The 20,702-nt window shown below is 70.6% G+C and carries 18 protein-coding genes and 1 tRNA gene; 3 read left to right on the forward strand and 16 right to left on the reverse strand.

What is annotated here, in order from left to right; all coding sequences use genetic code 11:
* The first annotated feature begins 2 nt into the window (after positions 1–2).
* Complete coding sequence (locus ABKW26_RS06415; RefSeq protein WP_348591934.1) at positions 3–965, forward strand: AraC family transcriptional regulator; 963 nt, start codon at positions 3–5, stop codon at positions 963–965.
* On the opposite strand, the gene ABKW26_RS06420 is transcribed toward ABKW26_RS06415, so the two are convergent.
* Both ABKW26_RS06420 and ABKW26_RS06425 read right to left on the reverse strand, forming a co-directional pair.
* The gene (locus tag ABKW26_RS06420) at positions 952–1,665 is read right to left on the reverse strand and encodes a VOC family protein (RefSeq protein ID WP_348591936.1); all 714 of its coding nucleotides are present in this window, start codon (positions 1,663–1,665) and stop codon (positions 952–954) included. The two genes, ABKW26_RS06415 and ABKW26_RS06420, sit on opposite strands and share 14 nt — an antisense overlap.
* A 117-nt stretch (positions 1,666–1,782) precedes the next feature.
* Positions 1,783–2,406 carry an SDR family oxidoreductase gene (locus ABKW26_RS06425; protein WP_348591937.1) on the reverse strand — a complete coding sequence of 208 codons (624 nt, stop codon included), beginning with the start codon at positions 2,404–2,406 and terminating at the stop codon, positions 1,783–1,785.
* A 138-nt stretch (positions 2,407–2,544) separates the two neighbouring features.
* Between ABKW26_RS06425 and ABKW26_RS06430 the strand changes: the two genes are divergently transcribed.
* Together ABKW26_RS06430 and heR are read left to right on the forward strand one after the other, a co-directional pair.
* Positions 2,545–2,916 (forward strand): hypothetical protein, encoded by a 372-nt coding sequence (locus ABKW26_RS06430; protein WP_348591939.1) that lies wholly within the window; start codon positions 2,545–2,547, stop codon positions 2,914–2,916.
* Positions 2,917–2,978: 62 nt separating this feature from the next.
* Positions 2,979–3,761: a heliorhodopsin HeR gene (gene heR, locus ABKW26_RS06435; protein ID WP_348591941.1), complete on the forward strand. Its 783-nt coding sequence runs from the start codon at positions 2,979–2,981 to the stop codon at positions 3,759–3,761.
* Between the two features lie 154 nt (positions 3,762–3,915).
* Here the strand turns inward: heR and ABKW26_RS06440 are convergent, their stop codons facing one another.
* The 14 genes from ABKW26_RS06440 to ABKW26_RS06505 all read right to left on the reverse strand — a co-directional run bounded on the left by ABKW26_RS06440 (position 3,916) and on the right by ABKW26_RS06505 (position 20,328).
* Positions 3,916–5,013 carry an SDR family oxidoreductase gene (locus tag ABKW26_RS06440; protein WP_348591994.1) on the reverse strand — a complete coding sequence of 366 codons (1,098 nt, stop codon included), beginning with the start codon at positions 5,011–5,013 and terminating at the stop codon, positions 3,916–3,918.
* Positions 5,014–5,235: 222 nt separating this feature from the next.
* Positions 5,236–6,594, reverse strand: coding sequence for a glucose-6-phosphate dehydrogenase (locus tag ABKW26_RS06445; RefSeq protein ID WP_348591943.1), 1,359 nt, complete (start codon positions 6,592–6,594; stop codon positions 5,236–5,238).
* A 55-nt stretch (positions 6,595–6,649) separates the two neighbouring features.
* Complete coding sequence (locus ABKW26_RS06450; protein ID WP_348591945.1) at positions 6,650–7,153, reverse strand: DUF6584 family protein; 504 nt, start codon at positions 7,151–7,153, stop codon at positions 6,650–6,652.
* A 446-nt stretch (positions 7,154–7,599) separates the two neighbouring features.
* Positions 7,600–7,672: transfer RNA gene (locus ABKW26_RS06455), tRNA-Ala, on the reverse strand.
* A gap of 47 nt (positions 7,673–7,719) precedes the next feature.
* Positions 7,720–8,400 (reverse strand): histidine phosphatase family protein, encoded by a 681-nt coding sequence (locus tag ABKW26_RS06460; protein ID WP_348591947.1) that lies wholly within the window; start codon positions 8,398–8,400, stop codon positions 7,720–7,722.
* On the reverse strand, positions 8,397–8,837 hold the full coding sequence (gene rsfS / locus ABKW26_RS06465; RefSeq protein WP_348591949.1) for a ribosome silencing factor: 441 nt from the start codon (positions 8,835–8,837) through the stop codon (positions 8,397–8,399). Before rsfS ends, ABKW26_RS06460 begins: the two co-directional genes overlap by 4 nt.
* A gap of 8 nt (positions 8,838–8,845) precedes the next feature.
* Entirely contained in the window at positions 8,846–9,865 is a 1,020-nt protein-coding gene (locus ABKW26_RS06470; RefSeq protein WP_348591951.1) for a hypothetical protein, read from the reverse strand.
* Between the two features lie 494 nt (positions 9,866–10,359).
* On the reverse strand, positions 10,360–10,974 hold the full coding sequence (gene nadD, locus ABKW26_RS06475) for a nicotinate-nucleotide adenylyltransferase (protein ID WP_348591953.1): 615 nt from the start codon (positions 10,972–10,974) through the stop codon (positions 10,360–10,362).
* A 352-nt stretch (positions 10,975–11,326) separates the two neighbouring features.
* Positions 11,327–12,628, reverse strand: a complete 1,302-nt coding sequence (locus ABKW26_RS06480) for a glutamate-5-semialdehyde dehydrogenase (protein ID WP_348591955.1) — start codon at positions 12,626–12,628, stop codon at positions 11,327–11,329.
* Positions 12,629–12,709: 81 nt separating this feature from the next.
* A complete protein-coding gene (gene proB, locus ABKW26_RS06485) occupies positions 12,710–13,864 on the reverse strand; it encodes a glutamate 5-kinase (RefSeq protein ID WP_348591957.1) in 1,155 nt (384 codons plus the stop codon).
* 19 nt (positions 13,865–13,883) lie between these two features.
* The gene (obgE, locus tag ABKW26_RS06490) at positions 13,884–15,422 is read right to left on the reverse strand and encodes a GTPase ObgE (RefSeq protein WP_348591958.1); all 1,539 of its coding nucleotides are present in this window, start codon (positions 15,420–15,422) and stop codon (positions 13,884–13,886) included.
* A 264-nt stretch (positions 15,423–15,686) separates the two neighbouring features.
* Positions 15,687–15,944, reverse strand: a complete 258-nt coding sequence (rpmA, locus tag ABKW26_RS06495) for a 50S ribosomal protein L27 (RefSeq protein WP_348591960.1) — start codon at positions 15,942–15,944, stop codon at positions 15,687–15,689.
* 76 nt (positions 15,945–16,020) lie between these two features.
* A complete protein-coding gene (rplU, locus tag ABKW26_RS06500; protein ID WP_348591996.1) occupies positions 16,021–16,329 on the reverse strand; it encodes a 50S ribosomal protein L21 in 309 nt (102 codons plus the stop codon).
* A 423-nt stretch (positions 16,330–16,752) separates the two neighbouring features.
* Positions 16,753–20,328 carry an Rne/Rng family ribonuclease gene (locus tag ABKW26_RS06505; RefSeq protein ID WP_348591962.1) on the reverse strand — a complete coding sequence of 1,192 codons (3,576 nt, stop codon included), beginning with the start codon at positions 20,326–20,328 and terminating at the stop codon, positions 16,753–16,755.
* Positions 20,329–20,702 lie beyond the last annotated feature (374 nt).

The following is a 20,702-nucleotide window of genomic DNA, read 5'->3' on the forward strand; positions in this document are numbered from 1 at the left end:
CCATGGACGCGTTGGCTCGGCTCCTCGACGGCCCGCGCGGTCGCAACGCCTATCTGTTGCGGGCGAGCATGGAGCCGCCCTGGTCGGTGCGCCTCGCGGACGAGGCACCGCTCGGTCTCATCGCCGTCCTGCAGGGAACGGCCTGGGTGACTCCCGACGACGGGCCGTCGGTGGAGCTGGGACCCGGTGCCGTCGTCGTCTCACGAGGCCCGGCGGCCTGCACTGTCGCGGACCACCCGTCGACCCCGCTCCAGGTCATCATCCGCCCCGAGATGCGGTGCACCAGCCCGGGTGGGCGGGACCTCCGCGACGAGATGTCGCTCGGGCTGCGCTCGTGGGGAAACAGCCCGGACGGCACCACCGTCATGCTCCTGGGCTGCTACCAGCTGCGAGGTGAGGTCAGCCAGCAGCTCGTCCGGGCGCTCCCTCAGGTCATCCACCTCCCCGCGGGCGAGCTGCGAACCCCCCTGGTCCGGATGCTCGCCGACGAGATCATCAAGGACGACGCCGGCCAGTCAGCGGTGCTCGACCGCCTCTTCGACCTGCTGCTCGTCGCGGTCCTGCGTGCCTGGCTCGCGCACCAGCCGCCCGGGCACCCCGGGTGGTACGGCGCACTGAGCGACCCTGTGGTGGGTCCGGTGCTGCGGCTCGTCCACGACGACCCGGCTCACCCGTGGACGATCGCCGAGATGGCCACCCGGGTGAGCGTCTCCCGCGCGGCTCTCGCCCGTCGCTTCACCGAGCTCGTGGGCGAGCCCCCGATGACCTATCTCACGGGTTGGCGCCTGGCGCTGGCCGCCGACCGGCTGCTCGAGCCCCGCACGACCGTCGCCGCCGTGGCGCGCGAGGTCGGGTACGGCAGCGCGTTCGCGCTCAGCGCGGCCTTCAAGCGGGAACGGGGCATCAGCCCGAGCGAGCACCGGGCTCAGCTCGCCGGTGCAGCGGTGACCTTCAGCGAGGCGTGAGGACGCAGAACTCGTTCCCGTCCGGATCGGCCATCATCACCCCGGGAGCGGTGCGCCGACCGTCGTCGACCTGCGTCGCTCCCAGCGCGACGAGGCGGTCGACCTCGGTCACCTGATCGCCCTGGGCACGCGGGGCCACGTCGAGGTGCAGGCGGTTCCTCCCGACCTTCGGCGCCACCGGCGGACCTCCCCAGGAGATCTTCGTCCCGCCCGCCGGTGACTGGATCGCGGTCTCCTCGTCGCGGTCCCAGACGAGGGGCCAGCCCAGCGCGCCGCTCCAGAACCGCCCGACCTCGCGGGAGCCGTCACAGGCGAGCTCGCCGAGGAACCCGCACCCCGCGAGGTAGGCGTTCCCCGGCTCGGTGACGCAGAACTCGTTCCCCTCGGGGTCGGCGAGCACCACGTGTCCCTCCTCCGGTCTCTGACCGACGTCGAGGTGGTGCCCACCGAGCTCGAGCACCCGGTCGACCGTCGCCCGCTGGTCCTCGTGCGAGGCGCTCGTCAGGTGAAGATGCATCCGGTCCAGGCCGGCCTTCGGGACGTCCGTGCGTTCGAAGGTGATCCGGAGTCCGGTGCTCTCGTCCGGCAAGAGCGTCAGTCCGTCCTCGTCGGTCTCCCGACCGAGGAGACCCGCCCAGAATCGCACGAGGCTGGGTGGGTCGTTCGCGGCGACTACGAGAGCCACGAGGTGCAGGGACATGACACGTCTCCCATCGTCGGGCGTGCAGCCGCAGGCTCGCGGCTGCGGCGATCGAGCAACGCTAGGACGCCCGGGGCCCGTACGGCAACACCCTCAGTCTCGCTCACCCGCGTGAGCTCAGCCGTAGGCGATCGCCGGTGTCTTCCGCAGCCAGGTCTCGTCGGTCAGCTGCTCGACCACGAACTCGGCGACGTCGGGACGCGAGATCTTCAGAGCCGTCTTCTCGCCTGCGTCGATGCCTCGCCGGTAGCGCCCCGTCCGTGGCCCGTCGGTGAAAGCCCCTGGACGCACGATCGTCCAGTCCAGGCCGCTGTCCCTCGTCACGCGTTCCTGCTCGACGTGGTCGGCAAAGGCGCCGCGGAGCAGGAGGCCGAACATGAGGTACTTCCAGAACAGGTCGAGGTTCGCCCGGCTGCCACCGACCCCGATGGTGGACTGCACGATCAGTCGGCGCACCCCCGTCCGATGCATGGCCTCGATGATCGCCGCGGTGCCCGGGGCACGGACGCCGCCCTTCCGCCCGCCTCCCAGCGTGACGACGACCGCATCGTGTCCGGCGATCACGCTCACGAGCGCGCGAGCGTCGTTGACATCCCCCTCCTCCACGTGGAGCCGCGGACCGTCCTGCCCGCTCGAGGCACGGCTCCGCGTGAAGACCGTGAGGTCGTGGCCCTCCTCCATCGCCTGCTGGACGACCAGCCTGCCGATGCTCCCTGTACCTCCGAAGACGACGATCTTCATGACTTCCTCCCTGGACTCGTGCCGACCACACCAGTACAGCCGCGGCGCAGTCTCCGGACCATGGCCAGGACGCTCACCCGCACCTGCGAGCGTCCACGGTCTCTTGTCGGCAGCCGTGCCGGTGCGTACCGTCGAACCATGACAAACCTCACAGAAGCGCTCGCTCAGTCCGTGTCGTCGTGGGGCGTACGGCTGACCTACGGCGAGAAGGGCACCCTGGGCGGGCAGGAGATCATCCCTGTTGCTCTCGCGTGCTTCGGCTTCGGAGGTGGCGAGGGCGCAGGCATCACGCCTGACGATGGCGAGCCGGCCCCGGGGCGCAGCGAGGGCAGCGGCGGCGGGGGTGGTGGCTTCGCTGTACCGATCGGGGCATACATCGCCGGTCCGGCCGGACCGGTGTTCCACCCCAATCCTGTCGCGCTGGTCGCAGTCACCGTGCCCTTGGTGTCGGCGCTCGGGATGGCGGTCGCGCAGATCGTCCGCGCGACCCGGGGCCGGACCGCACACTGACTGCGCGGGCGCCAGGTCGGCGCCACGAGGCCGCACCGCACCGGGATCGAGAAGGAGCACCGATGACCAATGCCGACACCATGCCCGTCGCCTCGGGAGTCACCGAGGGACGTCTCGCCGGCCTGCGCACCTGGAACCTCGGCCTGGCCCTGCTGCACCTGGCACAGGCCGCGGCGGTCGTCCTCCTCGCGGGCACGTTCGCCATCACCGTGACGTCCTCGATCCCGGAGGGGCCGCCGGGAAGCCCCGTGCCCGCGCCCGCGGAGCTCTTCGACGTACCGATCGGCTGGGCGATCGCCGTCTTCCTCACGCTCGCGGCTCTCGACCACCTCGTGACCGCCACGGTGGGGCGCCGCACCTACGAGCGGGACCTGCGGCGCGGCATCAACCGGTTCCGGTGGGTGGAGTACTCGTTGAGCGCCACGGTGATGGTCATACTCATCGGTTTCTACTCGGGCATCACGAGCATCAGCGCCGTGATCGCCGTCGCCGGCGCGAACGTCGCCATGATCCTGTTCGGGTGGCTGCAAGAGCTGATGAACCCGCCCGGACGCAGGACGACCACCATGCTCCCCTTCTGGTTCGGGACACTCGTCGGCCTCGCCCCGTGGATCTCGATCGGCTACAACATCGCCGCGTCGGAGTCCGTACCCGGCTTCGTCTACGGGATCATCGCCACCCAGGTGGTCCTCTTCTTCAGCTTCGGGCTGAACCAGTGGCTCCAGTACCGTGAGGTCGGCCGGTGGAAGGACTACGCCCACGGCGAGAAGGCGTACCTCGTCCTCAGCCTCGTCGCGAAGTCGCTGCTCGCCTGGCAGATCTTCGGCGGCTCGCTGGCCGGCTGAGGGCCTGCTCGTCGATGGGTCGGCGGCGACGAATCTGGTCCACCACGACGGCCATGCCGTGGTCGAGGACCATGACGCTCGCGAGGAGCAGCACGGCGCGAGCCAGCCGGACGGCGCCCTCCACCTGGCTTGCGCACGGAGTGCCGCAGGAGGCCTAGACTCCCCCGCGCCGAGGGTCGGGAAGGACGCGCTCGGACCGGTAGCGGTCGAGGACGCCGAGCAGTGCGCGTTCGGTGCTGACGTAGCCGGTGTAGCCGGCCAGGCGGCTGCGCGTCATGTCTGCGAGCACGTCGCCGTCCCGGCCGAGGTCGCTGTCCGTGTGCCACCAGGAGGCCACCCGCGCCAGGTCCGGCTCGACGAGGTCGTGCTCGGCGACCAGTCGCGCCCACACGGGCTCCGCGTCGGCCATCTGCTCCTCGAGGGGAACGGGGTGCTCGCTCGGACCCTGCGGTTCGACCCCGAGGTGCGCTGCCAGCCGCGGCCAGAGTCGGCGCCACCGGACGACGTCACCGTCGACGATGTTGAACGCGGTGTCTGCGGCGCCCGGGGTGGTCGCGGCCCAGAGCTGGTGGTCGGCGAGGAGAGAGGCGTCGGTGAGGTCGACAACACCGTTCCAGGCGGTGAGCGATCCGGGGAAGAGGAACGGTCGGCCCGTGGCTCGTGCGATCGCCGCGTAGGCCCCGAGGGTCGAGGCGAGGTTCATGGCGTTGCCGACGGCGTACCCGACGATCGTGTGGGCTCGGTGCACCGACCAGGTGAAGCCATGCGTCCCGGCTGCGGCGAAGAGCTCGTCCTCCTGGGCGTAGTAGAAGTTCTCCACAGGTCGCCGTTCGGCATCCTCGAGGAACGGGGTGTCGGGCAGCACGCCGACGCCGTAGGACTCGAAGGGGCCGAGGTACTGCTTCAGCCCGGTCAGCAGCGCGACGTGGCGGACGGAGCCCTGCGGTCCGACGACAGCCAGCAGGTCACGCACCATCGCCCCGTTGACGCGGATGTTCTCCGCCTCGGTGTCCTGGCGGGACCAGGCCGTGATGAACACGTGCGTGGGCCGCAGATCGGTGAGCGCCGACTCCAGGCCCGCTCGTGAGGTGAGGTCCGCCGCCACGTGCCCGGCGCCGGCGATACCCGACGGCCGCCGTGAGAGCCCTGTCGTGCGCCATCCGGATGCCACGAGCTGCTCGACGAGCGCCGAGCCGGCGATGCCCGTGGCGCCCACCACCAGCGCGTGCGCACCAGGCGGCGGGGTCCGCACCGGTGTGGGGGCACGGTCAGGGAGCAGGTCGCTCCTGGGTCGAGCGGGTGCGGGAAGCACGGCTACTCCTTCTGTCGATGATGCGTGCGCAGACGGCTGGTGAGCCGGAGGGCGCCCGTCGGGGCCGGACAGCACGCAACCGTCTTCGAGCATAGGTGGGCACCACGACCTGCGCGCTGGCGACAGCCTCGGCTCGGTCCTCTGCTCGACTCTCTCGATGGGCTAGGCGCAGCGGTCCGGGCCGGACGAGCCGGCTGCGTACTCGTCGAGCGGTACGGCGCCGGCAGCCCAGGCGCGCAGCACCGGATCGAAGATCCGCCACGCCTCGACAGCCTCCTCTGCGCTGACCGATGCTCGACTGCCGCCCGTGAGGAGATCGGTCAAGACCTCCTGGTACGCAGAGAGCTCCCCCGGCGCGTTCACTGTCCCGCCCGGCCCGTCGAGCTCGATCCACAGAGCCCGGGGCGAGACGACGTCGACGCCCGTCGGCGTGGGTGCCGCTACGGCCTCGCGGAAGTGCAGGACCACGCCCTTGCGCGACGCACCCATCGCCTTCCCCGTCCTGAGCACGAAGGGCACGCCGGTCCAGCGCGGAGAGTCGATCTGGAGGATCACCTCGGCGTGAGTCTCCGTCCCACGCCGCGGTTCCACCCCGTCGGCGTGGACGTAGCCCGGCACGGGTCGGCCACCAGGGACGAGGCTGTCGACCAGCATGCCGGCGGTGTACCGGGCGCGCGCCGTCCGGGACAGCATCTGCGACGCCGAGGGCCCGCGCACACGGCGCAGCAGCTCCACCTTCGCGTCGTGCAGGTCCTGCTCCGTGCCCCCGGCAGGTGGCTCCATCGCAGCGAGCACCATGACCTGCAGCAGGTGATTCTGCATGACGTCCCTGACGGCACCCGTCCGGTCATAGAACGCGGCCCTCGACTCCAGGCCCAGCGTCTCCTCCCACAGGATCTCCACCCGCTCGATGTGGGCTGCGTTCCACACCGTCTCGAGCACCGAGCCTGCTCCGCGCAGCGCCACGAGGTCGTGAACACGAGGCATGCCGAGGATGTGATCCACCCGGAAGCCGGACTCCGCCCCTCCGGCTCCGACGCGGGCCAGGAGCGAGTTGAGGACGACGGCACTGTCCACGTCGTCGCCGAAGGGCTTCTCGACGGCGACGCGACTGCCGTGCGCCAGGTCGGCGACGAGCAGTGAGCGCAGCGCCAGGGGAAACGTCCGTGACGGCAGAGCGAGGTACACGGCGACCGGGACCGCACCCGACGCGTCCTTCGCGGCCTCGGCGGCGCGGACGAGCCGGACCACGCTGTCAGGGTCGTCCAGGTCGACCTGGCGATATCGCAGCCCGGACACGAGCCCCGTGCGGACGTCGTCAGAGAGCTCACCGGCATGCTCACGCAACCGGGAGTCCACGTGGTCCCGGAACTGCTCGTCGGTCCAGCTCTCGTGTCCCCCGCCCGTCACCTGGACCTCCAGGGGAAGCCGCCCGGCGGCGGACAGCCGGGCCAACGCCGGCAGCAGGAACCGGCCCGCGAGGTCACCCGTCGCTCCGAGCATGACAAGTCGCGTGATCATGTGTGCCGTCTCCCTAGGGTGAGTGACTCAACCCTCGCACGGCAGGCGGCTCCTTCTAGAAGACCCATCTGAGAACTGTCACCGCACCGATACCGACCAGCGCGACGAGCACGAGGCCCACAAGCATGCACCCGATGGCGAAGACGTCTTCCCACCAGGGTCCACCCACGTCACGTCCACGATCCGACCAGTCAAGCCTCTTGCCGGCGGCGGACTCCGCCCGTGCGCGGACGTCGAGGAGCACGTGGTGCGCACGGTCAGTCGAAGCGGCTTCCTCGGGGCCATTCCATCGCAGTCCCCGCATGATCCGGACCGGGTCTCCGCCGCAGGCCTTCTCGTATGCGGCCACCTCAGCCTGGTCTCGGTGCTCGCTGAGGTACGACCAGCGCCCGGCCTCGACGCGATCACCGTCGAGACGGTAGACGTCCGCGAGCCGCTCGCGGGCTTCGAGACGGTGAGGAAGGCTCTGGACGAGACTGCTCAAGCGTGTGCGTGCCATCGCAAGGTCGCCCTTGCGCAGGTCCTCCTCGACCCTCGCCAGGGTCCGCTCCACGGTCACGACGTTCACCCTAGGCCTTCGCACGCGCGCGGCCGACGTGTTTCTCCGGGCCGGTGGGCCGTCGCAGCCCCTATCGCCTCGTGATCGCTTCGTGGGGGGTGGGCGTCCCGGTGACGGATCGTCCTCGAGATCGCGAGCAGGTCGCTCGCGTTCGTTCCCAGAGCGATCGTGCATCGTGGTGGTGATGCCAGGCGTCTGGCCGGGTGCACCCGAGCACCGACGCGACCACCAGACCCTTGTGGGGCACGCATGTGCCGCGCTGCCCGACTCGTCGGAGCCCCAGCCGGCGCTGCAGTGCGCCGTTGAACGTGGTGACGTGCACGTCGTGATGGTTGTCATGGACGTCGAGGCGGCGACCATGCGCGCATCCACGGAGGATGCAAAGAGGCCATCTCAGGGTCCTCGTCGTGCAAGCCCTGAGATGGCCTCTGACTACATGTTCTACGTGGAGCTGAGGGGACTCGAACCCCTGACCCCCTGCATGCCATGCAGGTGCGCTACCAGCTGCGCCACAGCCCCGTGGATCCCGTAGGAACCCGGCGCTTCGTTTCCGAAGCGTCGTTATCTTAGGACGAAGTCGGCTCCAAATTCCAATCGGGACCCGCATTCCAGTGATCCAGCGGAAAACCGGCCCCGAGGTTGTGCCCCGAGAGCCGCCAGCCCGTGATCGCTCCGGCTGCCGATCGCTCCAGGTGGGACCAGTGAACGTTGTTCAGCCCGCTGAGGCCTCGCCAGGAGTCCGGATCGAGCCCGAGCATCGCCGTGATCCCCAGGGTGATCGCAGCTCCGTGGGAGACCACGACGAGGGTGTCGGCGCGGCCGAGGCCCTCACCGTGCTCCTCGACGGCCGCAAGCATGCGCTGCGCGACCGCCGTCCGGGGCTCGACGTCCACGCCCTGCGGCTCCAGGCCGCGCCGCCACTGGGAGAACTCGTCCGGCCACGTGGCATCGATCTCGTCGCGCGTCAGCCCCTCCCACTGTCCGAAGCTGCGCTCGCGCACACGCGGGTCGGTCAGGACCTCGACGCTCGAGGCCTTCGCGAAGTGCTCGGCGGTGACCGCCGCTCGGGACAGGTCCGACGCCACGACCCGGGTAGGAGCGTGGATCCGAGCCAGCGCCGAAGCGCCGTGCTCGGCCTGCCACAGCCCCACCTCGTCGAGCGGGATGTCGATCTGTCCCTGGAGCTTTCCAGCTGCGTTGTAGGACGTCCGTCCGTGCCGCAGGAAGACGACCGTCCCGGCGCTCACTCGTCGACGCCCGCACCGCCGGCGGGGTAACCGAAGTCGTCGGGCTCATACTCGGGCGCGGTGCCGTCGCCACCCCGAGCGTCCTCGGGGAGCTCGATGACCGGGCAGTCCTTCCAGAGGCGCTCGAGCGCGTAGTAGACGCGGTCCTCGGCGTGCTGGACGTGCACGACGATGTCTCCGAAGTCGATGAGGACCCAGCGGCCCTCAGACTTCCCCTCGCGGCGGATCGGCTTGGCGCCGAGGACGTGGAGCGCCCCTTCGACGGCGTCGACGATCGCCGACACCTGTCGCTCGTTGTTGCCCGAGGCGATGAGGAAGACGTCCGTGAGGACAAGCTGCTCACTGACGTCGAGTGCGATGATCTCGGCCGCCTTGCGGTCCGAGGCGGCGCGGGCTGCCGCGATCGCCAGTTCGATGGCACGGTCAGTTGCAGGCACGGCTCTCCTTAGAGGTACAGATCAGGGGTGTGCTCGGTCCGCAGGGCGATGCTTGCGACCGAGCTCGAGTCGGGAGGTCCGGCGGTGCCGCTGCCCTCGAGTCCGACCTTCCAGATTATCAGGCCGAGGACGAAGGCCACCGCCACGAGGATGAGGTAGTGGAGCCACGTGTACTTGTGCTCGTTCTCGTCGAAGTCGTCGTCATCGTCATCGTCGTCGAAGTCGCCGTCGTCCTGGTCGTCGAGCTCCTCGTCGGCGTGCGCGACGACGGCCGGGAACGCCCGTGGTGCCGGGCTCGCAGCGGGCGCCGCGGTGATGGCGTCCCAGCGCGGCAGCTCCTCGACGAAGACGTCGTCCTGCGGACCCGGCCCGGTCGGGGAAGCTTCCTCGGGCGCGGAGATCCGTTGCTGGAACACGTCGACGTCCGGGGAGGAAGGCTCTACGGGGCGAGCGACCTGCGGCGGGAGGAAGGCCGTCGACCGTCCCTCGACCCCCGAGGGTGCCGGATCCACCGGCGGCCACGGTCGCCGACCGGGGTCCGTCCCCTGCGTCCCTGTCGGGTGCACGCCCGGCCGAACCGGGCTCTGCTCACGCGGCGGGACTGCCGCGCCTGGCTGCCGTGTCGGGAACCCCTGGAGCGACTGCCGCTGGACAGGAGCCGGCTGGACGGGCGCACCCTGCCCCGGCACCCCTTGTCCCGGTGCAGCCTGGGCCGGCTGCCCCGGCACAGCCTGTCGCTGGACCGGCTGGCGCTGCACTGGCTGGCGCTGCACTGGCTGGCGCTGGACGGTCGGCTGCTGCGACTCAGGAGCCCGCGCCCCCTCCGCTGACGGTCGGGCGGACGGCGACGCCGGAGCGCTGCGGCCGGTTCCCAGGTCCCGGAGACCGGAGAGCTCGCCGGTCTCGTCGACCGTCCGGATGGCGTTCGACTGGAGCGGTGGCACGACGACCGGTCGCTGGACGCCCGTCTGCTCCCGCAAGGAGCGTCGGGAGAGCCCTGACGCTCCCGTGGACCGGTCCTCAGCCACGCCCGACGGTGAACGTGCCGGCTGCTGCACGCGTGAGTGACCTACGCGACTGGGCTGTGTGCCGGAAGGCTGCTGACCGGGACCGGCAGGCTGCCCGGAGCGCGAGGGCGGACCGGACGACGGAGGCTGGGCCGCGGAAGGCGGCTGGGCCGTGCGTGTCGGTTCATGCCCGCGGGTGCTCGGCTGCGCAGGACCAGCCGGCGTCCGGCGCTGCTGCTGCGGCGCCTGGACGGGCGGCTGCGCGACAGGGCGTCGTGACGCCTCCGGCTGCGGGGCCGCACGGGGGCGCTGGGCGGCCTGGACCGGCTGGGGGGCCCGCGACGAGGTGCGGCGCTGCTCGAGGGGCACCTGCGCGGAGCGCGACGGTTCGGGGCGCGCTGGCTCCGGGCGTGCGCTCCCCTGTCCCCCGCCGCTGGGGGCGGCTGCCGCGGCTGCGGCCGCCTGCTCCCGGATCTGGCGACGGGTCAGCGGGACCCCGTTGCTGTCTGTGCTTGTCATGACACTGCCCTCACGACCGACTCACGGTACAACCCGTACTTGGCGATGTGCTGCACGACGCCGTCAGGGACGAGGTACCAGACGGGTTCACCGGCGCGCGCGCGGGCCCGGCAGTCGCTGGACGAGATCGCCAGCGCGGGGATCTCGAGCACGCTCACCACGTCGGGTGGGAGGGAGTCGACGGAGAGTGTGTGACCGGGCCTCGTGACCGCGACGAAATGGGCCATCTGCCAGAGCTCGTCCGTGTCCTTCCACGACAGGATCTGCGCGATCGCGTCGGCTCCGGTGATGAAGAAGAAGTCGACGTCCGGACGCTCGGCTCGCAGGTCCCGGAGGGTGTCCACCGTGAACGTCAGCCCGACCCGGTCGATGTCGACACGGCTCGTCGTGAACCTCGGGTTCGAGGCCGTCGCGATGACGGTCATGAGGTAGCGGTGCTCCGCAGGGCTGACGTCCTGCCCTTGCTTGAAGGTCGGCTGCCCGGTGGGGACGAACACGACCTCGTCGAGCTGGAACCGCGCGGCTACCTCGCTCGCGGCCACCAGGTGACCGTGGTGGATCGGGTCGAACGTGCCGCCCATGACACCTACACGGCGTCGGTGAGACGTCATCAGCCCGAGACCCCGAGCAGTCAGTGACGCGTCCATACGCTGCGGAACGCGTAGGTCACGGCGAGGAGGCCGACGAACACGACGAACGCGGTGATGCCGAAGACCGGTGCGGAGATCGGCAGGTGGTTCACGAGTTCAGACTCTTCCGCCAAGACTGCTGAGAACACGTCATCCTCCTGAAGATTGCACGTCACGCGATCCTTGAGCAGGACCACCTCTTGCTGTCCACCATGGCTGAGGCGAACTGATCATCTAGTCTCTCACGACACATGTCGGCACCCGGACTTCCCGACTACACCCCGGCGCGTCGACCTTCACCCGGTCGGACGCGGCCGGCTGACGTCGGCCCAGGTCACGGACGCACGTGGCCGTCGCCGTTGACGATCCACTTGGTGGTCGTGAGCTCACCCAGCCCCATCGGGCCACGGGCGTGGAGCTTCTGGGTGGAGATGCCGATCTCGGCGCCGAGGCCGAACTGACCACCGTCGGTGAACCGGGTCGACGCGTTGACCATGATCGCCGCGGAGTCGAGCTCGGCGACGAACCGTTCGGAGGAGACGAGGTCGTTCGTGACGATCGCCTCGGTGTGGCCGGACGTCCACGTCCTGATGTGCTCGATGGCCTCGTCGAGGTCCGCCACGACGCGGACGGCGAGGTCGAGGGAGAGGTACTCGGTCGCCCAGTCCTCGTCCGTCGCGGGGACGACCGTCGTCCCGTCGGGCGCGAGTGCCGACGTCGCGTCGTCCGCATGGACGGTCACACCGGCCGCGCCGAGTGCCGCGAGGACTCCCGGCAGCACCGCGGGGGCCGCGGAGGCATGGACGAGCAAGGTCTCGGCCGCGTTGCAGACGCCCACCCGCTGGGTCTTGGAGTTGAGCACGATACTGATCGAGGTCTCGAGCCCGGCAGAGGCGTCGAGGAACACGTGGCAGTTGCCCACTCCCGTCTCGATGACGGGCACCGTGGACTCGCGCACGACCGTCTGGATGAGGTCGGCTCCGCCGCGCGGGACGAGCACGTCGACGAGGCCGCGCGCATGCATGAGCGCCACCGCGCCAGGTCGCCCGTGGGCGTCGATCGACTGCACGAGGTCCGACGGCAGACCCTGGGCGACGAGCGCTCGCCCGAGGATCTCGACGATGACCTCGTTGGAGCTCGCCGCCGCGCTGCCGCCGCGCAGGATGACGGCGTTGCCGCTCTTCAGGGCGAGCCCGGCGGCGTCGACCGTGACGTTGGGCCGCGCCTCGTAGATCATCCCGACGACTCCCATCGGGACACGCACCTGGCGCAGCCGGAGCCCGTTGGGGAGCGTGGAACCGCGGACGACCTCGCCGACCGGGTCGGGAAGGGCTGCGAGCTCACGGAGCGCGTCGGAGATCGCGACGATGCGCTCGCCCGTGAGAGCGAGCCGGTCGAGGAGCCCGGGTGACGTGCCTCCGGCGCGCCCACGCTCGAGGTCCACGGCGTTCGCAGCGACGATCTCATCGGTGGCGGCGACGAGCGCGTCGGCCATCGCGTGCAGAGCGGCGTCCTTGACGGCGCGTGTGGCGGTCGCCAGCACGCGAGAGGCGACCTTCGCCCGCTCGGCCACCGCGGTGACTGCACCGGAGACGTCGGAGGGCACGTGCTCGGTCTGGTCGACTACCTGGGTCATGCGTCCAGCGTAGTCACCGTCGACCGGGGAGTCACCCGCATCCCGAGGTGCGAGCACCCGGCGGACCGGCTCGACGCTCGCTCAGGCCGGACGGCGCGAACGCCGCACGAGGACGAGGTCGTCCCGGTGCACGACCGCTCGGTCGTACCCCTCACCGAGCACCTCGCGCAGCTCGCCCGTGGACCGGCCCAGCAGCTCGGGGATCTCGGTGGAGTCATAGGACACGAGGCCGTGGGCCACCACGCGCCCCCCGGGGTCGACCAGCTCGACCGGGTCGTCGGACTCGAACGTCCCCTGAACCTGGGTGATGCCAGCGGGCAGGAGCGACGCCGTGCCTCCGAGGACGGCACGCACGGCCCCCTCGTCGAGCACGAGCCGCCCGCGGGCCTTGGCCGCATACTGCAGCCACAAGCGTCGGCGAGAGCTGCTCTTGCCGGTGATGCCGAAGAACGTGCCGACCTCGTCGCCGGCGAGGGCGCCTGCCACGTTGCTCGCGAGCGTCAGCACGACGGGGACGCCGGACGCCGTGGCGATGGAGACGGACTCGAGCTTCGTGACCATGCCGCCGGTACCTACGGAGCTCCCGGGCGCGGTGACCTCGATGCCCTCGATGTCAGCCGGGCCGTGGACCTCTCTGATCCGCACCGAGCCGGGCCGCGAGGGCGGTCCGTCGTAGAGGCCGTCGACGTCCGTGAGGAGGACCATCGCGTCGGCGTGGACGAGGTGCGAGACGAGGGCGGCGAGCCGGTCGTTGTCGCCGAAGCGGATCTCGTCGGTGGCCACCGCATCGTTCTCGTTGACGATGGGGACCACACCGAGGTCGAGCAGTCGCTCGAGGGACCGCTGTGCGTTGCGGTAGTGACCGCGTCGGACGGTGTCCTCGGCGGTGAGCAGGACCTGGCCGACGCGCACGCCGTGCCCGGCGAACGCCTCGGTGTACCGGGCGACGAGCAGGCCCTGGCCGACCGAGGCCGTCGCCTGGGCGGTCGCGAGATCCTTGGGGCGTGAGCCGAGACCGAGCGGTGCCAGCCCGGCGGCGATCGCGCCTGAGGTGACGAGCACGACGTGCTTGCCCTCCGCACGTCGAGCGGCCAGCACGTCGACGAGCGCGCGCAGCGCGACGACGTCGAGGCGTCCGTCGGCACCCGTGAGGGACGACGAGCCGATCTTCACGACGACGCGCTGCGCGTCTCTCACCAGTCCTCGCGACGAGGGACGTGCCTGAGTGCTGCTCACGTGGTCATCCTCTCGCGGATCAGTGGTCGACGGGACCGTCTTCCAGGTTCGGGTCGGTCCACACGCCGGCCTCGCGCTCGGTCCAGAGCTCCGCGCGGGCGTCGGCCTTGGCGTCCATCCGCTCGGTGTACTGGCGGCGCTTGTCGCCGCGGGTGGGCCGGCCGGAGTCCTCGAGCCGGATGTCGGTGCCGCGAGGGCCACCGAGCAGCTCCGATCCAGAGATGAGGGTGGGCTCCCAGTCGAAGATGACGGCGTTCGTCTCGGGACCGATCCGCACCTCGTCGCCGGCGACGGCGCCGACCTTGAAGAGCTCCTTCTCGATGCCGATCGTGGCGAGCCGGTCCGCGAGGTATCCGACGGCCTCGTCGTTGGTGAAGTCGGTCTGACGCACCCAGCGCTCGGGCTTGGCACCACGGACCTCGTAGTACGGCTGGCCACCGGACTCCTTGCGCTTCACGGTGAAGCCGATGTCGTCGACTGCCTTCGGTCGCAGGACGGTGCGCGCCGGCTCGACCGCCGGGGCGAACTTACGGGCCCTCTCGACGTACTCCCCGAGCGCGTACGTGAGGTTGCGCAGTCCCTCGTGGCTCACGGCAGAGACCTCGAAGACCTTGACGCCGCGCGCCTCGAGATCGGGCCGGACGAGCTCGGCGAGCTCGCGTCCCTCGGGAACGTCGACCTTGTTGAGGACGATGACGCGCGGACGGTCGTTGAGCGGCACCCGGCTCCCCGTGATCTCGAGGTCGCCCGCGTAGGCGGCGAGCTCGGCCTCGATCGTCTCGAGGTCGCTCATCGGGTCGCGACCCGGCTCGAGCGTGGCGCAGTCGAGCACGTGCACCATGACGGCGCAGCGCTCGACATGACGGAGGAACTCCAGGCCGAGGCCCTTGCCCTCGCTGGCGCCGGGGATGAGGCCCGGGACGTCCGCGACGGTGTACCGCGAGCTGCCGGTATCGACGACGCCGAGGTTCGGGACGAGCGTGGTGAAGGGGTAGTCGGCGATCTTCGGCCGCGCCTTGGAGATGGCGGCGATGAGGCTGGACTTCCCCGCGCTCGGATACCCGACGAGCGCTACGTCGGCGATGGTCTTGAGCTCGAGGACGATCTCCTGCTCCTCGCCGGGCTCCCCGAGCAGCGCGAAGCCAGGAGCCTTGCGGCGCTTCGACGAGAGGGCGGCGTTGCCGAGCCCGCCGTACCCACCCGGAGCGGCGACGAACTCGGCACCCTCGCCGACGAGGTCGGCGAGGATCTTGCCGTCACGGTCCTTGACAACGGTGCCCGAGGGGACCGACAGGACGAGGTCTTCGCCGTTCGACCCCTGGCGGTAGTCGCCCATCCCCTGGGTCCCGGACGCGGCACGCCGGTGCGGGCTGTGGTGGAACTCGAGAAGAGTGGTCTCCTGAGGGTCGACCCGGATGATCACCGAGCCACCGTTACCGCCGTCGCCGCCGTCGGGACCGGCCAGAGGCTTGAACTTCTCGCGGTGGATCGAGGCGCAACCGTTGCCACCGCTCCCGCCAGAGGCGTGCAGGACCACTCGGTCAACAAACGAAGCCATGGATCAACCAATCAGAAGAGCTCAGGAAGCGCGAGACGCGGGTACGGGACGAGCGGTTGTGCGACCACGACGAGCAGGTGTGACGCACCGTGGCGGACTGTGGATCTGTCGTGAACTGACAGTCGTGACCTGACTGTCTCCAACTGAAGAGAGGGGCGCACCTGTCGGCGCGCCCCTCTCCCCCCCCCCCCCCCCCCCCCCCCCCCCCCCCCCCCCCCCCCCCCCCCCCCCCCTCTCTTCACAAGCTGTGTGCGTGTCTGAGCGTCAGACAGCTGCCTCGACGATGTCGATGACCTTGCGGCCACGGCGACGGCCGAACAGGACCGAGCCCGCCGTCAGGGCGAAGAGGGTGTCGTCGCCGCCACGGCCGACGTTCAGCCCGGGGTGGAAGTGAGTGCCGCGCTGGCGGACGATGATCTCACCGGCGCTGACGACCTGGCCGCCGAAGCGCTTGACACCGAGGCGCTGGGCGTTCGAGTCGCGACCGTTGCGCGAGGAACTCGCGCCTTTCTTGTGTGCCATGGCGGTACCTGCTTTCCTGCTGAAGAGTGTCTGGAAGAACCGTTCGCAGCAGGCACCAGCCCCCTGCGAGGAGGAATTACTTGATCTCGGTGACCTTGAGACGCGTCAGCTGCTGACGGTGTCCCTGGCGCTTGCGGTAACCGGTCTTGTTCTTGAACTTGAGAATGATGATCTTCGGGCCCTTCTCGTCCCGGACGATCTCTGCAGTGACCTTGACCTTCGCGAGCTTCGTCGCGTCAGTGGTCACCTTCTCCCCGTCAACCAGAAGCAGCGCGGGCAGTTCGACGGTATCGCCAGCGTCGCCGGAAAGTCGGTCGACGACGACGACGTCACCAACGGAAACCTTCTCCTGGCGGCCACCGGCCTTGACGATCGCGTACACCACGTTGCTGCTCATCTCTCTTAGTCTCAACTGCGCGCTCATCACCAAGGCCTGATCGGCTTGGGAGCACACGGGACCAGCACGAACCAAATCGCGCCGACGTCCAAGATTACGGAATCCTGGGCTCAGGGTCAAATGAGCGACGAACCCGGGCGGAGCCGCTCGGCTCCACCGACAATCATGCCCTACTCCGGCACGCACGTCACGTCGCTCTCGCCGGAGGACCGTCCGCCAGGGTGGCAGCTGCGACCGGCACAGTCGGCACAGCCGCGCCCTGCCGCGGCCCCCGGCCACCTCCCGCAGCAGACCGCCCTGTCCGCTGTGGTGCGTCTCATAGCCCACAGACACGAGATGCGACACCGGACCCGTGGTCCTGTGCCGCATCTCGTGCGCTCCCTACCCGCTCGTGGCGGTCAGCCCTGCTCGTCAGTCGTGCGGCGGAACCTCCCGAGGAGCCTCGTCAGCCCCGTCGGCCGCTGGCTCCGGCGCCTCGTCGGTGCTGGGTTCGTCGGCACCGGGAAACGTGGCATCCGTCGACTCGCTCTCGACCGGAGCGCTCGCGGCGTCGGTCTCCGCGCCGGGACGTGCACCCCCGAGCTCCGCCAGCACGTCGAACAGTGGAGCGACGCGCTCCGGCTCCTCGGCCTGCTCGACCTCGGCACCGGCGTCCAGGTCGCCCGACACTGCCGGGCTGTCGCCCGCCTCGTCGTGCGTCAGCAGCTCGTGCGCGTGGTCGTGGTCGTGGGCGTGGGCCGCCGCAGCCGCGATCGTGGCTAGGGTCGCCTTGACGGCCTCGCGGGCCTCAGGGAGCACAGGCACGCTCGAGGCGTCTCCCGCGCCGTCCTTGCCCGCCGGCCGCTTCCGGCGTGAACGCTTCGCTTCTCCGCCGTCGTGCGCGTGCTCCGGAGCGAGGTCCGCACCCGGGGTGCCCGCCTGGGAGTACTTCTCGATGGGCTCGTCCTGGACGATGAAGCCCCGACCGTTGCAGTGCTCGCACGTCTCGCTGAAGGCCTCGACGAGGCCCTGGCCCACTCGCTTGCGGGTCATCTGCACGAGCCCGAGCGAGGTGACCTCGGCGACCTGGTGCTTGGTGCGGTCCCGGCCGAGGCACTCGACGAGCCTGCGCAGCACGAGGTCACGGTTGGACTCGAGGACCATGTCGATGAAGTCGATGACGATGATCCCGCCGATGTCCCGCAGCCGCAGCTGCCGGACGATCTCCTCCGCCGCCTCGAGGTTGTTGCGTGTCACCGTCTCCTCGAGCGTCCCGCCGGAGCCGGTGAACTTGCCCGTGTTGACGTCGACGACGGTCATCGCCTCGGTCCGGTCGATGACGAGCGACCCGCCCGAGGGCAGCCAGACCTTGCGGTCCATGCCCTTGGCCAGCTGCTCGTCGATCCGAGCCTCCCCGAAGACGTCCTTCTCGCTCGTCCACCGGGTCACACGGTCCGCGAGGTCCGGGGCCAGCTCGTTGACGTACTCGGAGATCTCGGACCATGCGCTGGCACCGGAGATGGTCAGCGAGCGGAAGTCGTCGTTGAAGATGTCACGCACCACACGGATCGCGAGGTCCGGCTCACCCTGCAGGAGGGCCGGCGCCGAGGCGCTCTTCGACTTCTTCTGGATCGCTTCCCACTGGAGCTGCAAGCGGGCGATGTCGGCGCGGAGCTCGTCCTCGCTGGCGCCCTCGGCCGCGGTGCGCACGATGACGCCCGCCGTCTCGGGGACGACCTCACGGAGGATCTTCTTCAGGCGCGCGCGCTCGGTGTCCGGGAGCTTGCGGGAGATTCCCGTCATGCCGCCACCCGGCACGTACACGAGGTACCGACCAGCAAGAGTGATCTGAGAGGTGAGCCGGGCACCCTTGTGGCCGATGGGGTCCTTCGTCACCTGGACGAGGACGGGGTCGCCGGACTTCAGCGCCTGCTCGATGCGTCGCGGCGCACCCTCGAGCCCGGCCGCGTCCCAGTTCACCTCACCGGCGTAGAGGACTGCGTTACGCCCCTTGCCGACGTCGACGAAGGCCGCCTCCATGCTCGGCAGGACGTTCTGCACCCGGCCGAGGTAGACGTTGCCCGCCATCGATGCCTGAGACTGCTGCGAGACGTAGTGCTCGACGAGGACGCCGTCCTCGAGCACCGCGATCTGCGTCCGGCCGTTGCGCTCCCGGACGATCATCGAACGGTCCACGCTCTCGCGCCGTGCGAGGAACTCCGCCTCGGTGATGACCGAGCGGCGACGGCCCGCGTCGCGTCCTTCGCGGCGACGCTGGCGCTTGGCCTCGAGGCGTGTCGACCCCTTGAGGGCCGTCACCTCGTCGGAGGCGGTGCGTCCTCGTGCCGGGCTGCGCGGCGCGGCAGCGGCAGGTGCCTCGGCCTCGGAGGCGCGGCTGCCACGTCGGCGACGACGGCGACGACGGCTCGAGCCGCTCTCGTCGGACTCGTCCGCGTCGGAGTCCTCGTCCTCCGACGCGTCTTCGTCGTCGTCGACCACGCTCGTGCTCACGGCACCGCCTGCGCGCGAGCGGCGGCGAGAACGCCCGCTCGGCTGCTGCTCGCCGTCCGAAGCGTGCGTGTCGTCGGTCGACCCCTCGTCCTCGGACGACCCCTGCTCGTCGTCGGGACCGTCCTCGTCGTCGAGCGGCTGGTTGTCGGACCCACCACGGTTGCGACGGCCGCGTCCACCGCGGCGACGGCGACGGCGAGGGGCGTCGTTCGCCTCTGAGGCGGCATCGTCATCGCCCTCGTCGTCGTCGTTCTCGAGGATGTCGGAAGAGCCTGCCGACGTGTCGTCGACCTCCGGGCTCTCGACTCCCTCGTCCGACTCGAGCTCGTCGACGCTGTCCTCGGCCGGCTCGTCGTCGATGGGGCCCGTCGTCGCGGTGACAGGCTTGGGCGGGCCAGCAGGCGACTGCGCACGACGACGACCGGTGCGGACCGCCGACGCGTCGGGCGCCTGGAAGAGGAGAGCTGTGCTGGCGCGGAAAGGTGCGGTCACCTCGGCGGCAGGTACGTCCTCGGGCGGAGCCTCGTCGCGGGAGGGTGCGTCCGAGGTGGTCGTCGAGGCCACGGGGGCGTCGGACGGAGGAGCGCCAGCTCCGCGGGCAGGACGGGTCGCCCGCGTCCGGCGTGACGTCCGCGCGGGAGCAGCGTCCTCGGTCGCGTCCGGCTCCGCGACGGGAACCGTCTCGCCCGAGCGTGTCTCCGACGTGGCGTCGGGCGTGACGGCGTCGGGTGCCGTCGACTGCGGCGCACTCGTCGCGCGGCGGCTGCCGCGGGTGCGGGGCGCGCGCTTGGGTGCGTTCAACAGGTCAGCAGCGTCGGCTGCGTCCGCCAGAGCCTCGAGGGTCGGTGCCAGCTCGGTCTGCCTCGGGGGCTGCTCGGTCCGCTGCGGGGACTGCTCGGCGGCCTGCTGCGGCGCGCTGTCGACCGGCGCACCGCTGGCGCGACCGGCGCTGCGTGTCCGGCGGCCGCGGGCGGTCCAAGCGGGCGCCTCGTCGCTGGGGACGTCAGACGCTGCGCTGAGGGCCTCGATCGACGCGACGACGTCGAGCGTGGCGACCTCGTCCTCGTGGGACGCGGTGGTGGGCGCCGGCGGGGAAGCGACGGCTGCCTTCGCCCGGGAGCGGCTCCGGCGGGCGGGGGCTGCAGGTGCCTCGTCGGCGGTGTCGGCGGCAGAGGCGGCCGGCGGGGCGCTCTCAGGAGCTTCGGAGCGAGCAGGGGCACGTCCCGACGCTGTCGCACGGCGACGCTTGGGTGCCGCGGCGGGAGCGGGCTCGGCGGCCGGCGTCGCGAACTCGGCGAGCACGTCGAGCGACGGAGCCGGCTGCGCGGCGGCCTGCGCCGGAGGTGCTGCCTGCTCCGCTGTCCCGTCCCCGCCCACGAGCGGCTGGGGTGCTGCTGCCTGTCGGGTGACCCTGCGTCGGGCGGGCTTCTTCGCGGGGACCGCGTCCGCCCCGGTCGTTCCGGCTGATTCGGGTGTCGTGCTGTTGTCGAGCGTCACGTGGTGTGCTCCAGGTGCCCCGATGAGAGCCCCGCCCCACACGAGCGGCGCCCCGGGGGCGGTTCAGTCGTCGTCAGCCAGCAGCTGCGACGGAAGTCGTCGGTATCGGTACGCGGCAAGGGCGAGCGACGTGGGCGCCAGGCTGTCGGGGTGTTCTCCCGGCTGCGGCGCTCCACAATCCGCGATTCGCGGTTGCTGCGAGCACAATCTCGGCGTCGTGGCGTGTGGGGCCTCGAGCCGTACTCAGTATCGCACAGCGCACCCGAGACCAACGTCACACGGACCACCCGTGGCGCCCACGCAATGTCGGGACCTAGGTCCTACCGCCCTCGGACACCGCGACATAGCGTCAGATCGAAGCTGGCTCACGCCCC

Origin of the sequence: Sanguibacter sp. 25GB23B1 (genome assembly GCF_040012415.1) — a bacterium.
Lineage (GTDB): Bacteria > Actinomycetota > Actinomycetes > Actinomycetales > Cellulomonadaceae > Sanguibacter.

What these genes read in the sequence shown, in the direction of transcription:
- ABKW26_RS06415 (WP_348591934.1), top strand. Translation starts at nt 3, where the DNA reads ATGGACGCGTTGGCTCGGCTCCTCGACGGCCCGCGCGGTCGCAACGCC.
- ABKW26_RS06420 (WP_348591936.1), bottom strand. Translation starts at nt 1,665, where the DNA reads ATGTCCCTGCACCTCGTGGCTCTCGTAGTCGCCGCGAACGACCCACCC.
- ABKW26_RS06425 (WP_348591937.1), bottom strand. Translation starts at nt 2,406, where the DNA reads ATGAAGATCGTCGTCTTCGGAGGTACAGGGAGCATCGGCAGGCTGGTC.
- ABKW26_RS06430 (WP_348591939.1), top strand. Translation starts at nt 2,545, where the DNA reads ATGACAAACCTCACAGAAGCGCTCGCTCAGTCCGTGTCGTCGTGGGGC.
- heR (WP_348591941.1), top strand. Translation starts at nt 2,979, where the DNA reads ATGACCAATGCCGACACCATGCCCGTCGCCTCGGGAGTCACCGAGGGA.
- ABKW26_RS06445 (WP_348591943.1), bottom strand. Translation starts at nt 6,594, where the DNA reads ATGATCACGCGACTTGTCATGCTCGGAGCGACGGGTGACCTCGCGGGC.
- nadD (WP_348591953.1), bottom strand. Translation starts at nt 10,974, where the DNA reads ATGACGTCTCACCGACGCCGTGTAGGTGTCATGGGCGGCACGTTCGAC.
- ABKW26_RS06480 (WP_348591955.1), bottom strand. Translation starts at nt 12,628, where the DNA reads ATGACCCAGGTAGTCGACCAGACCGAGCACGTGCCCTCCGACGTCTCC.
- obgE (WP_348591958.1), bottom strand. Translation starts at nt 15,422, where the DNA reads ATGGCTTCGTTTGTTGACCGAGTGGTCCTGCACGCCTCTGGCGGGAGC.
- rpmA (WP_348591960.1), bottom strand. Translation starts at nt 15,944, where the DNA reads ATGGCACACAAGAAAGGCGCGAGTTCCTCGCGCAACGGTCGCGACTCG.